10 protein-coding genes are annotated in these 12,703 nt (G+C 41.9%); 6 read left to right on the forward strand and 4 right to left on the reverse strand.

Annotation, left to right across the window (positions count from 1 at the left end):
- Window positions 1–19 precede the first annotated feature (19 nt).
- Window positions 20–2,308, reverse strand: coding sequence for a Xaa-Pro dipeptidyl-peptidase (locus AC4HAN_RS06660; protein WP_491091803.1), 2,289 nt, complete (start codon window positions 2,306–2,308; stop codon window positions 20–22).
- A 113-nt stretch (window positions 2,309–2,421) separates the two neighbouring features.
- On the opposite strand from AC4HAN_RS06660, the gene gla reads away from it, so the two are divergent.
- The 3 genes from gla (at window position 2,422) to AC4HAN_RS06675 (ending at window position 5,274) form a co-directional block, all read left to right on the forward strand.
- A complete protein-coding gene (gene gla, locus AC4HAN_RS06665; protein WP_491091804.1) occupies window positions 2,422–3,291 on the forward strand; it encodes an aquaglyceroporin Gla in 870 nt (289 codons plus the stop codon).
- 286 nt (window positions 3,292–3,577) lie between these two features.
- Window positions 3,578–4,342, forward strand: coding sequence for a CppA family protein (locus tag AC4HAN_RS06670; protein WP_491091805.1), 765 nt, complete (start codon window positions 3,578–3,580; stop codon window positions 4,340–4,342).
- On the forward strand, window positions 4,339–5,274 hold the full coding sequence (locus AC4HAN_RS06675; RefSeq protein WP_491091817.1) for a serine hydrolase domain-containing protein: 936 nt from the start codon (window positions 4,339–4,341) through the stop codon (window positions 5,272–5,274). Before AC4HAN_RS06670 ends, AC4HAN_RS06675 begins: the two co-directional genes overlap by 4 nt.
- 237 nt (window positions 5,275–5,511) lie before the next feature.
- Here AC4HAN_RS06675 and AC4HAN_RS06680 read toward each other — a convergent pair whose 3' ends face one another.
- The gene (locus AC4HAN_RS06680) at window positions 5,512–5,949 is read right to left on the reverse strand and encodes a GNAT family N-acetyltransferase (RefSeq protein WP_491091806.1); all 438 of its coding nucleotides are present in this window, start codon (window positions 5,947–5,949) and stop codon (window positions 5,512–5,514) included.
- Between the two features lie 118 nt (window positions 5,950–6,067).
- Window positions 6,068–8,401, reverse strand: coding sequence for a formate C-acetyltransferase (gene pflB / locus AC4HAN_RS06685; protein WP_491091807.1), 2,334 nt, complete (start codon window positions 8,399–8,401; stop codon window positions 6,068–6,070).
- Window positions 8,402–8,622: 221 nt separating this feature from the next.
- On the opposite strand from pflB, the gene AC4HAN_RS06690 reads away from it, so the two are divergent.
- Both AC4HAN_RS06690 and dinB read left to right on the forward strand, forming a co-directional pair.
- Window positions 8,623–9,282 carry a hypothetical protein gene (locus AC4HAN_RS06690; RefSeq protein WP_491091808.1) on the forward strand — a complete coding sequence of 220 codons (660 nt, stop codon included), beginning with the start codon at window positions 8,623–8,625 and terminating at the stop codon, window positions 9,280–9,282.
- Between the two features lie 18 nt (window positions 9,283–9,300).
- Window positions 9,301–10,407: a DNA polymerase IV gene (gene dinB, locus AC4HAN_RS06695; RefSeq protein WP_491091809.1), complete on the forward strand. Its 1,107-nt coding sequence runs from the start codon at window positions 9,301–9,303 to the stop codon at window positions 10,405–10,407.
- A gap of 167 nt (window positions 10,408–10,574) precedes the next feature.
- On the opposite strand, the gene AC4HAN_RS06700 is transcribed toward dinB, so the two are convergent.
- A complete protein-coding gene (locus AC4HAN_RS06700; protein ID WP_491091810.1) occupies window positions 10,575–11,387 on the reverse strand; it encodes a Cof-type HAD-IIB family hydrolase in 813 nt (270 codons plus the stop codon).
- A 580-nt stretch (window positions 11,388–11,967) separates the two neighbouring features.
- Here AC4HAN_RS06700 and AC4HAN_RS06705 point away from each other — a divergent pair.
- On the forward strand, window positions 11,968–12,567 hold the full coding sequence (locus AC4HAN_RS06705; protein WP_491091811.1) for a DUF1361 domain-containing protein: 600 nt from the start codon (window positions 11,968–11,970) through the stop codon (window positions 12,565–12,567).
- Window positions 12,568–12,703 lie beyond the last annotated feature (136 nt).

Below are 12,703 nucleotides of genomic sequence, written 5' to 3' on the forward strand. Positions count from 1 at the left end.
GTTTTTTACTTGAAGATTTTTATGTTGCATCCGATGTATAGGGAATATCAAGTGATGAATTGGCCAAGTCCACCGTCAGAGCGTAGTTGCTGTTATCGCGGATGGTATGTTCAAAATCGGTGGTATAAAGAATCACTCTGAGAGTGTCTCCTTTTTTGAGTTGGTAAATACTTGCTTGCAGCTTAAACTGCACAGTCATCCATTCTTTGGGAACGACATCTTCAATTTTTAGCAGGTCTGTTCGGTTTTGTAAATTGAGTACGGCCTTGCTAATTACTCGATAAGGTGTTTGTTTGTAAGGCAGTTCACGAAGAGCTTCGCAGGAGAAGTTCTGACCGTTGTCAATACTGTTAAGCTCAAGAATTTCCGGACGGTCAGAGAAACGTTTTTTCCGGCCGAAATCTAGCACTTGTGCGGAGAGGATGCCCTTGTTGCTGCTGGATTTGAGCTTGATGTTTAAAGTCATTTGGCCGTTAATGAGCAGGTCTTTTTGAATGGGCAGATCAACAGTAATTTCATTGGCTTTTTTGCTGAAGAGATCTGCCTTGAAACTGTGGTAGTCCTTGCTGTAGCGTTTAAAGTCAGCAGAAGGATAGTGATTGTCAATCATCTGCTGATCTTTTCCAAGAGGCAAATGTATGGTTTGCCCGCTGCCAAAATGGTTTAAATTTTTCCAGGCAGCAAACTGTGAATTGTCCTGCCAGATAACAGCCGGCAGCTGAAAATGATTGGAACAGCCAAGCAGCTCCTTGGTTAGGAGGGCATTCATGCTTTCTCGGAAGTCAATAGACTGCCAGTTATGCATATAAACGTGCTCACCATGGTGCAAAAAGGCATGTTTTTCGATATGAGAAGGCAGGGCATTAAAAATATCATAGACCTGATTGGGCTTGACATTCCAGTCCTGCAGGCCGTGTGTATAAACCACATGCGCTTTGATGCTGTGCGCATAGGGCAGGTAGTTGCGATCCTGCCAGAACTGGCTGTAGTCTCCGTTGATACGGTCTATTTCTTTTGACTGTTCATTGAGCATTTCCTGATAGCGGGAGTTATTTCTCAAATAATCACCGGCTGTCAGATTACGCGAATAAGTCAGTTCGGTGAGGACATCCAGATCTTCACCGGGATAGCCGCCGGGGCTGCAAACCAATCCATTTTCCCGATAATAGCCGTACCAAGAAGAAATGGCAGACTCCGCAATAATCACCTTAAGCCCTTCAACACCTGTTGTCGCGAGGCCGGTTGATATGGTTCCAAGATAAGATTTGCCTGTCGTTGCAACCAATCCGTTTGTCCAGTCAGCCATAACGAGCTTGTCACGCTTATGGCTGCTGTAGGCGGCTGCTCTGCCGTTTAACCAATCAATGACAGCTTTAAAGGATTCAATCTGGGCATAGTCACCACTGGTCATGAACCCATCGGAATCTTTAGTACCGACACCGGATACATAGATATTGGCAAAACCGCGGGCCAGAAGATAGTCATTGAGACTATAGCTGCTGATATGCGCAAAACTTTCCTGAGCAGGACTTACTGGTAAGTCAGGAATGTTTGTTTCAAGAGGCTGAAAATTCTGTTCAGCAACCTTGATGTGACCGGCTTTCTTGACTGTCAGTTCCCCTTCCATTTGATGCAGTTTTTGATCTGATGTTTTCTCATTGACACCTTGATGGTAAGGGCTGGCTGTCATGATCACAGGAAGCGGCTCCTTGGTTTTAGGGCGGATAATATTAACCTTAATAAGATCTAGCTTTTCGTCCTTATCGGTATCAATCGGTGCTTCAACATAAACAATTTCACGAATTACATCAGCGGTATCAAAGGTTGCTAAACTTTTGCCGTTGAAATAGTGATAGGTATTATTCGCAGCCAGAAAACCTTGGCTGATCAGCCGGTCAATAAGTGTCATGCCGTTTTTAGTGCGGGTCGCCAGCAGCTGATAGAGATTGAGCAGAAAGTGGTTGGCGTCAAAAGTTACCGGGAAATTGATTTCTTTAACAAAAGATTTGCTGTCTGTAAAATCGACATAAGCGGTGAACTCTAACAGCTGCAGAGCAATCAGATAGAATACCTCATCTGTCAGCTCTCGGGAAGACTGCAAAAAAGCAGCCAAATCAGTCTTTCTGTCAGCAATCAGACCTTTGAAAACATCGTCTTTATCAGGATTTTGAAAATAAATCTGACTGATGAACTCAGCCAAGTTTTCCTTATTTGTTTGTTGAGTGTTTAGGTGAAATCCGAGTTCCTGCAGTTCTTTTTCTGCCTGAGCCTGTGATGTTTGAATGTAGCTGTATTGATTGTATTTCATATGACCCTTTCAAAGTAAACGTTTTTAATTTTCTAAGAGGCTTTACATTATCTATTATACTTGATAAAATGGTACATGTCTAAAAAATTTGAACTCGGAGGATTAAAAGACAAATGGATGTTACATGGACTGTGAAGTATATCACAGAATTTATTGGTACAGCTCTGCTTATTATTTTAGGGAATGGTGCCGTTGCAAATGTTGAATTAAAAGGAACAAAAGGTCATAAAAGCGGCTGGGTTATCATCACTTTAGGATATGGTTTTGGTGTTATGCTGCCCGCTTTGATGTTTGGTAATGTATCTGGTAACCATATTAACCCGGCTTTCACGCTCGGTCTTGCTGTCTCAGAACTTTTCCCATGGAAACAAGTCCTTCCTTATATTTTGGCTCAGCTTTTGGGAGCTATTTTCGGTCAATTGGTTGTCGTAGCGACGCATGCGCCTTACTACAGACAAACTGAAGATGCCAATGCTATTTTAGGAACTTTCTCAACGACATCAGCTGTTGATGACGATACAGCTGCAACTCAAAAAGCGTCATTGATTAATGGTTTCCTCAATGAGTTTGCCGGTTCATTTGTCCTTTTCTTCGGAGCACTTGCCCTTACTAAAAATTATTTCGGCGGTGAAATTGTTCAGCAGCTGAACACAATGGGAACAGATGTGACATCATCAGCATTTAAATTCTCTCAAGTCGGTCTGACTGTCGGTGCTAATATTAATTCAGGTTTGGCAGTTGCTCACTTAGGTTTAGGTTTCCTTGTGATGGCTCTTGTAGCAGCTTTAGGAGGACCTACCGGCCCTGCCCTTAACCCCGCTCGTGACTTAGGTCCGCGTCTTTTGCACCATTTCTTGCCAAAATCAGTTCTTGGTGAATCAAAAGGTGATTCAAAATGGTGGTATTCATGGGTGCCAGTTATCGCACCAATCCTTGCTGCTGTCGCAGGTGTAGCTTTATTTAAATATTTATACTTGAAATAAGCTCTGAAAGCCGGGACATTTAGAAATCCCGGCTTTTCTTTTTGCCGAATAAAGCAGATAACAGCTGCTTGATGAAAAGCAGCTCTTGCAGCAGACATAGCTGAAATTGGTAAACTCTTGTCAGTCTTACTGAAAAACAGCAATCTGCTTTGGCTGTCAATACAAATGGCAGCAGAGAAGCAGAGTTTTACTGTTTTCTGGCGGAAAAATACTTGTCAGAGCGCATAATTTCTTGTCAAAATCTTATATTTTGTCTAAAATGGAAGTGTTAAGGGAGGATAGGATAATGAGCTTATTTGGACATATGGATTTTCACTCGCCGGTCTTGCGGGTTAATAACCGCGATAAAAATATTGAATTTTATCAAAAGACCCTGGGGTTTAAACTCTTTTCTGAAGAAAATACACTGGCAATCTTTACGGATTGGTCGCAGGCTAAGAGCCATTTTGTTATTGAAGAGTCACCTGCTGTGAGGACAAGAACGGTTAATGGCTTGAAAAAGCTGCAAAAGATGTTTATCAAGGCTGACAAGGCAGATGAAATAGCGGCTTTATTGGCAAACGGAGCTGAGGCAACTAAAATTTTAAGAGGAGAAAAAGGTTATGCTTTTGAAGCCGTATCACCTGAAAACGATCTTTTCCTGCTCCATGCTGAAGATGATTTGACTACTCTCAAAGAAGTAAAAGAAACAAAAGAAGATCTCAGGGCGCAGGAGGGCTTTAAAGGATTGTCTTCTTACAGGGTGGAAAAACTGATCTTAAATGTTTCTGATAAAGATAAATCACAGGATTTCTACCGAGGTCTGTTCCAAAATCAATTTCCGCTGTCTGTAGATTTTGTTGAAGGACAGGGAGATGATTTGGAGACGGCTCCGCATGTTGCCTGGGATCTGGAAATCTTAGAAGTCAGAGTAGCTCCAGACTATGATTTAGCAGCTCTGAAAGCTTATCTTGAAGAGAAGGGACAGGAAGTCTACTTGGATAAAAAAGAAAAGGTCCTGGTTTTATCGGATCCCAGCCGCATTGAAATTTGGTTTCGAAAATTATCATGAGCCATCAAAAGATACTAAACAAGATTCATGAGCAAATCAGTCAGCATATCTATTTAGGGGCTAGTCTCGCGCTCTATGAAAAAGGCGGCTGGCAGGAGTTTTACTTGGGAGAGACGGTGCCTGAAGAGGAGACAAGGCCTGATCTTGTCTATGATTTAGCCAGTGTTTCCAAGGTTGTCGGTGTTGGGACACTTTGTCTTTTCATGCTAAACAGCGGTGCTTTAGAACTGGATCAGTCTCTGCAGTTTTACTATCCGGCCTTTCATGACAGGTCGCTCACTCTGCGTCAGCTTTTGACGCATACGAGCGGTATTGACCCCTACATTCCCAATCGTAACAGTCTGTCTGCTGATCAGCTGACAGAGGCTATTAACCATATCACGGTAACAAAGGACAAGTCCTTTAAATATACAGATATCAACTTTATTTTACTTGGTTTTATGCTGGAAGAGCTGACCGGTCAGTCCTTGGATATCCTGTTTGATAAGGAAATTTTTGAACCTTGGCAAATGAGCAAAACGATGTTTGGGCCGCTTGATTCAGCGGTTCCGACAGTCAGAGGGACTGCATCAGGAAGGGTTCATGATCCCAAGGCCCAGATTTTAGGCGTTCATACCGGTTCAGCCGGGCTGTTTTCAACACTTAGAGATTTGGAAATTTTTGCCAGTCATTACCTGAAGGATAATTTTGCACAAAAACTAACTCAAAACTATTCTCTTGCGGCTAAAGAGCGCAGTCTGGCATGGGATTTGGACGGAGAGTGGCTTTTGCATACCGGCTATACAGGAACTTTTATTCTTATCAATATTCCCAAGCAGTGCGCAGCGATTTTTCTGAGCAATCGAACCTATGAAAAAGATGAACGTGCTCAGTGGATATTGGACCGCAATGAACTGATAGCTCTGATTGAGCAGGAACTGGTAAAATCATAAAAACTGCTGCTGTGCCAAAGTATTTGCGCGCATTATTTGTCTGTGCAGAACAGCCCCGGCCGACTGTTGTAACAGCAGAAGCGCTCCATTGCTTGCAAAAAGTGAGCCTGAGATTATGAATCTCAGGCTCTTTTTATATATGACTTTAATCAGCTTTGCTCTGTGAATGAGAAGCAAGGGAAAACATAGTCCGCTCTGCTAGGCAGCTGTCTTTTTTATCCGGCCGTTCACATGGCATTACAGCGTTTTTTCAACAGTGATATGCTCAATACCAGCCTCTAAAAATTGCTCACCTACTGGCAGATAACCACTTTTCGCATAGAAACCATAGGCGGCCATCTGAGCATGAAGGGTAATTTTTTTAAATCCTTGATCTTTGGCAAATGTTTCTGCTGCCTGCAGAACTTTACTGCCTAAACCAAGTCCCTGATGGGTCTTAAGGACAGCCATGCGCTGCAAGGTCACAAAATCTTTTTGCTCATCAGGCAGAAGCCGGCAGGTGGCAAGAGGGCTGTCCTGATCATCATAAAGGACAAAATGAATACAGTAGGCTTCGTTTTTATCAATTTCAATAGACAAAGGGACGCCCTGCCCTTGAACGAAGATAAGATTTCTGATTTTAACGGCATCAAGATAGGTAGTTGATAAGGTATCGCGTGTTTGTTTGATTTTCATACGTTTGTTGGTATTTTTTCTTAATATAGTTAGAAATAAAATATGATTTTTAAATCATAATCACAAAAAACGAGCTTGAGATTATTTTATCTCAAACTCGTTTGCTAGCTTCAAAAGATTAAGCTTTTTGACCTGTGAGAGCTTCAGCAGCATCGTCCATTGAAAGGACTTCGTGGAAGACACGCTGTGTCAATTCAGTCTTTTGTTCTGGTGTAAGGTATTTAGTGTTTACACAGTAACCAGAGATACGAACGATAACATCTTCACCACTCATGATCTTATCATAAACATCTTTGAGGCTCATAACATTCAAGTTAACGTGTTGACCGCCGTTTTCGAAGTAACCGTCAAGGATAGTTACCAGGTTATCAACTTGTTCGTCAAATGTTTTACCAAGTGCCTTAGGTGAAACTTGTGTTGTCAGTGAAATACCATCAGCTGCATAAGCAAAGTCAAGGCTTGCAAGAGAGTTGAGGTTTTGCAGCCATCCGCCGCGAGCTTTGTTAGATGGGTTTGCACCTGGTGAGAAGAATTCAAGTTTAGACAAGTTTACGCTGCCATCTTCGTTGAGGTAGACACCCTTGTGAACTGGTGAGTTACCAGTTTGTTTAGAGTAAGCAACATTTGAAGTGATGGTAAGAAGTGATACAGTAGCTTCAGCGTTCTTGTAAAGTTTGTGGCTGCGAAGACGAGTCGTATAAGCTTCAATCAGCCATTCTGCCAATTCGTTTGAACGAGGATCATCTTCACCCCAGCGTGGGTATTCACCGGTTGTTTCATAATCGTAGATGTAGCCATCTTCGTCACGGATTGGTTTAACAGTAGCGTATTTGATAGCAGCCAATGTGTCAACAGTGTTTGCGAAACCACAGATACCAAATCCCATGTTAGCGCGTTGTTTAGTTGGCAAGAAGGCCATTTGAACAGCTTCATAGTTGTACTTATCAGTCATGTAGTGGATGATGTTCAAAGCATCTACATAAGTTGAAGTCAGCCAGTCAAGAGATTTTTCAAAGTTAGCTTTAACAGTGTCAAAGTCAAGAACATCATCACGGACAGGGTCGATATCGAATACCTTGTAGTCTTTGTGAACATCGTCGTAACCGCCGTTAAGACCTGTAAGAAGAGCTTTAAGAACGTTTACACGAGCACCGAAGTATTGGATGTTGTGACGTTGTTCTTCATTTTCTGGGTCAAGCGGTGATACACAGCATGAGATACAGCTCATTTCGCCATAACCATCTTTAGCCATTGTTGTCACACCTTCATATTGAATAGAAGAGTGTTTGTGGCTCATTACCATACAGTAGCGGCGGAATGAGTAAGGCAGTTTGTCAGTCCAAAGGACTGTCAAGTTTGGTTCTGGAGCATTACCGATATTGTCAAGAGTGTTCAAGAAACGGTAGTCCATCTTAGTAACACGGTGACGTCCGTCAGCACCCATACCAGCCATAGAAGTTGTGATGAATGTTGGGTCACCTGAGTAAAGTTCGTCATAAGCTTTAGTACGAGCGAATTTCACGGTACGAAGTTTCATAACGAAGTCATCTACAAATTCTTGAATTTCACTTTCGGTGAATGTTCCGCGGGCCAGGTCACGTTCTGCAAAGATGTCAAGAACGATTGGCACACGTCCAAGAGATGTAGCAGCACCGTTGATGACACGGCAGACAGCCATAAATGCAATGTTAACCCATTGGATAGCTTCTTTAACGTTCATGGCAGGTTTGCGAACATCAACGCCGTAAAGGTCACCCAATTTAACAACTTCACCAAGTGCTTGGTATTGAAGGTTAACTTCTTCACGAAGACGGATAGATTCTTCATCAATTTCAGTGATAGCATTCCAGTCGTTTACTTTTTCCTGCATCAGGTAATCAGCACCGTAGAGAGCAAGACGTGCATAAACACCAATGATACGTCCGCGTGAATAAGCATCTGGAAGACCAGTTACTGTGTGAGCGTGACGTGCACGGCGAATGTTAGAAGTGTAAGCGCGGAAAATACCATCGTTAACAGTTGTAACATACTTAGTGAAGATTTCATGAACAGCCGGATCTGGTTCATAGCCATGTTCTTTCAAGGCAGTTTCAGCCATGCGGATTCCGCCTTTTGGCATGAAGTTCAATTTGAAAAGTTCATCGTTTTGGATACCGTAAATCAACTCATCTTCTTTTGAGATGTAGCCGGCAGGAATGTCAGCAATTGATGTTGGGCGAGTGTCCATTGGGAAACGGCCAGCTTCTTCATATTTAGCCTTAGTTTCTTCTACAATTTTTTTGATTTTCAAAGAACGTTCAGTCGGTCCTGCCAGAAAGCTTTCGTCACCGTCATAAGGTGTGTAGTTAGCCTGTACAAAGCGGGCAATGCTTGCTTTTTCTTTCCAGTCAGTTCCTTTAAAGCCTTCCCAAGCTTTTTCAAAAACGTCAGTGTTAGTTTTAACAGTTGCCATAGTTAAATAACCTCTTTTTTCTAGTAACAGTGCATCTGTTACATTTTTCAGTTACATTCTATCATACAGTAACCGTTTTCACAACTAAAAAGCTTTAGATGTAAACAGTTTCTTTTATAATACAGTTTATTAAAAGAAGCTTAACTGTATTATAAATGGCAAAAACCAGTCAAAAAGAGTATAATGAAAATAGACTTATAAAAGGTTTAAGGAGACTTGCCATGAAAGACAGCGGACGTGTCACAGGTTTTAATTTTTTATGGCTGGCCTTGTATGCGGCAGCTGCTTTCTTATTTGAAGTTTTGCTGGCACTGGCTGAGGAGCTTTTGGGAATATCACTCGGCCAGGCAAGCCCTTTTCAGATGATTGTTCACTGGATTATCACCAGTTTGGCCTGGCTGGTTTTGGGGTTTGCCATCATTGCTTTGGGCAGAAAGCAAACGGGTTTTGAACTGTTAAAAGGCAGTACCAAAAAAGTTTCTGCTTGGCAGTGGCTGGCAGTTGTCCTGAGCTTTGTTTTGATCACACTTATTCAATATTGGGACTGGAAAGGTTTCAAAATCTTCATTGAATTTCAGCATCTGGGCTGGCTGAAATTTGTATTTCAGTACCTGTATTATGCTGCTGAGAGCTTTTTGATTTCTCTGGTACTGGTTTTTGGGCAGAAGGCTTTTGAAACCTGGTTTAAAAATGATAAAATTCCCTATGGAGGCATTTTGCTGGGTTTGACTTGGGGCTTAATGCATATTTTTTCGAAAGGCAGTGTTTGGACAGGAATTTTAACCTGTCTGGCCGGTTTTTTATTCGGCAGTGTCTACCTTTTAGTCAATAAAGATTATAAGAAAACCTTGATTATAGTAACTTGTTTGTTTATGCTTTAAGCTACTGAAGGAGGTCTGATGTTAATTTTCCCGCTGATTAACGATACATCGCGAAAAATCATTCATATTGATATGGATGCTTTTTTTGCTGCGGTAGAAGAGCGGGATAACCCCAAACTGCGGGGGAAGCCGTTAGTTATCGGTGCTGATCCCCGTCAGACAGGCGGCCGCGGTGTGGTTTCGACCTGCAATTATGAAGCGCGAAAATTCGGTATACACTCAGCCATGTCTTCTAAAGAAGCCTATGAACGCTGTCCGCAGGCTGTTTTTATCAGGGGAAATCATGCCAAATACCGTGAAATCGGCATGCAGATTCGGGAAATTTTCAAACGTTATACCGATTTGGTAGAACCGATGAGTATTGATGAGGCCTATTTGGACGTCACAGAAAATAAACTGCACTTGAAATCAGCTGTTAAAATTGCCAAATTGATTCAGCACGATATCTGGAAGGAGCTGCACTTGACTTGTTCAGCCGGTGTTTCTTATAATAAATTTTTAGCTAAATTGGCCAGCGATTATGACAAGCCACGGGGGTTAACGGTTATTTTGCCTGAAGAGGCGGAGGCTTTTTTAGCCGACCTGCCTATTGAAAAATTTTACGGCGTGGGCAAAAAATCGGTTGAGAAACTTCATGAGCTCAATGTGTTCACCGGCAAAGACCTGCAGCAAATACCAGAAATGACCCTGATTGACCTTTTTGGCCGTTTTGGCTTTGATCTCTACCGAAAAGCACGCGGCATCAGCAATTCACCAGTCAAAAATAACCGTATCCGAAAGTCTATCGGCAGTGAAAGAACTTACGGCAAACTGCTTTACAGCGACGAGGATATCAAAGCGGAACTTTCAAAAAATGCACGGCGGGTGGCTGACAGCTTAATAAAAAATGAGCGAAAAGGCAAGATTATTGTCATCAAAGTTCGCTATTCGGATTTTTCGACACTGACGAAGCGCAAAACATTGGATTTTCCAACACAGGATTTTGACGTGATTGAGCATCAGGCTCATCAAATTTTTGACAGTCTGGCTGAGAATAATTCGGGTGTCCGCTTGCTGGGTGTCACAGTAGCAGCCCTAGAAGACAGCCGTCAGGAAGAGCTTTCTCTGACCGCAGATGATTTTTAAGAGCCGCTCATTCTAAAATTAAGTGCAATGATTTTAGCAGTGCTAAGAATCAAAGGTCTGCCAGTAAATATAATCGCAGCCCGGCTTTTGCACTGGGCAGCCTCTTTTTTAAATGTTTAAAAGATAAGAAAAAACCTGAGAAACAATTCGTCTCAGGTTTTTAGGTTTTACAGCAAAAGTTTTTCCAGTTCTTTAGCCACACCGTCGTGATCATTGTCAAACTGTGTCATCTTATCGGCATAAGGCAGCAGAATCTGATTGGCATTTTTCATGGCATAGCCGACTGAAGCAAATTCCAGCATCTGAGTGTCATTATGCTCATCGCCAAAGGCAATTAAATCCTCTTTGGAGAGGTTGAGTGTTTTGAGCAGGTGCTTAAGGGCATAAGCTTTGTTAACACCTTTGGGAGAAAATTCCAGAATATTCATGGGGCCGCCCCAGCTGCTGATTTCCATTTCATGGTTGAAATGTTTAAGCATGTCATCGGCTAAGGCGTATTTGTCGGCAGCCCGTGTCTGCATGAGCAGGGCATGAGGGTCGCGGGTGATTTTTTCCGGTTTGAGCTGCATCTTATCTGTCAGCTTTTTGACCCCAAATATTTCGGGTTTGATGGCTTGGCGGTGATTAAAAGTCAGGTAGAATTTTTTGCGGTATTCACTGGCAATAAAATCGGCTTCAAACGCTTTTTCATTTTTTAAAACCTCAAAAAGGTATTTACGTTCGATTTTAACTCTATGTTCACCAGCCCATTTTTGTTCAGGAATATGCGTCAGAGCGCCGTTAAAATTAATCATCGGTGTCTTTAAACCAAGAATTTTGTAAAATTCTAAGGCCATACGGTAAGGCCGTCCGGTTGAGATAATAACCAGATGTCCCTGTTCCTGGATTTTTTGAATAACGGCAACCGTGTAGTCCGAAATGGTTCCGTCACTTTTAAGAAGTGTTCCGTCTAAATCAATAGCGATCATTTTTTTAGTCATAGGGTCATTATAGCAGAAAATAAACAGGATAAGCAAGCAAAGGTCTATATGATTTTTACGGAAAATAAGAATATGATATAATTTATTGACTGTAGGCAAACCTCCGCTTGCTTACCTTGATGAGCAAAAAGAATCTGCAGACTGTCATATGAATTTAAGTTTTCACGAGCACAAGTAAGCTGAGGATGCTTCCGCCGTGATGAAAGTGTCAGAATTGGGGCATGTAAGCCGAGTCTGACACTCGGAAACTTTGAGACTAATTGAACACGGGCTTTCGGATTGTGGCAAAAAGATGAGTCCGCCTAGAATCTTAACGATTCCGCGTCGCACGCCCTACTTTGCCTTTATCCGCAGGCGCCCTTTGTATCTTGAACTTAGGCATGGAATTTCTTAGGAAGCCGCTGCGACGATTGCCGTTAGAAATCGATACTATTTCTAACGGCAATCTAATGCAAAACCTAGTCAGGAGCTATAGCGTTGGCGGTTGGTTTTGCCGTCCGATATCACCTAAGGAAATATCAAAGAAAAGAGACTTTTTCTTCAAACTGAATAGTTACTTTTAACAATTGAGGAGACTAATATGAAACATAAGCTGCTGATCAGCCATTTTTTCTTTTTTATTATTTCTTTGGCTGTTGTCTACTTTAAAATAGAAGAAAGATATCTGATTTGGAACATGTTTTTGGCCCTGTTGGCTCTGGATTTCAGCTTTTGCTTAAATCGTTTTAAAAATCCTTTTTTGAGCCTGCTTTTTGGCCTGCTCTGGTTTTTCTTCTATCCCAATACCTTTTACATGCTGACAGATATAGTACATATGGATTTTGTAACCGCTGTTTTCAGTGATTCACGGAGCTTAATCCTTTATTTTCTTTTTATAGGCAGTATTTTATTTGGCGTTTTGTGCGGTGCTGAAAGTGTCAATCAGGTTTTCAGACGTTTTGCCGTCAAGGATTTTTATGTTAAAACGGTGCTTATGCTGCTGCTTTCTTTTGTGTCCGGCTTAGCGATCCATCTGGGCCGCTATGCCAGACTAAACTCATGGGATACGGTTCTTAGGCCGGCGCTTGTCATTGATGAGCTGACCAAACTCCTATCACCCGATGCCCTGCCTTTTATTTTGGGCTTTACCTTCCTGCAAATGATGGTTCTGCTTTTTCTCAATCAGGACAATATCAAATAAAGGCCTTGAAGAGAGCCAAATCTTTAGCTATAATAGACCTATCGTTCATAAAAAGACAAACTATAAGAAAAGTCAATAGTTTTAGATGAATTTATATTTTGTTCCCATTATGAGTTTGAGAGTACACTAAAAAGCC

It is taken from the genome of Streptococcus sp. ELY_86 (assembly GCF_058314495.1).

Excerpts from the sequence above, each read along its gene's own strand:
- AC4HAN_RS06660 (WP_491091803.1), bottom strand. The coding sequence starts at position 2,308 with ATGAAATACAATCAATACAGCTACATTCAAACATCACAGGCTCAGGCA.
- gla (WP_491091804.1), top strand. The coding sequence starts at position 2,422 with ATGGATGTTACATGGACTGTGAAGTATATCACAGAATTTATTGGTACA.
- AC4HAN_RS06670 (WP_491091805.1), top strand. The coding sequence starts at position 3,578 with ATGAGCTTATTTGGACATATGGATTTTCACTCGCCGGTCTTGCGGGTT.
- AC4HAN_RS06675 (WP_491091817.1), top strand. The coding sequence starts at position 4,339 with ATGAGCCATCAAAAGATACTAAACAAGATTCATGAGCAAATCAGTCAG.
- AC4HAN_RS06680 (WP_491091806.1), bottom strand. The coding sequence starts at position 5,949 with ATGAAAATCAAACAAACACGCGATACCTTATCAACTACCTATCTTGAT.
- pflB (WP_491091807.1), bottom strand. The coding sequence starts at position 8,401 with ATGGCAACTGTTAAAACTAACACTGACGTTTTTGAAAAAGCTTGGGAA.
- AC4HAN_RS06690 (WP_491091808.1), top strand. The coding sequence starts at position 8,623 with ATGAAAGACAGCGGACGTGTCACAGGTTTTAATTTTTTATGGCTGGCC.
- dinB (WP_491091809.1), top strand. The coding sequence starts at position 9,301 with ATGTTAATTTTCCCGCTGATTAACGATACATCGCGAAAAATCATTCAT.
- AC4HAN_RS06700 (WP_491091810.1), bottom strand. The coding sequence starts at position 11,387 with ATGACTAAAAAAATGATCGCTATTGATTTAGACGGAACACTTCTTAAA.
- AC4HAN_RS06705 (WP_491091811.1), top strand. The coding sequence starts at position 11,968 with ATGAAACATAAGCTGCTGATCAGCCATTTTTTCTTTTTTATTATTTCT.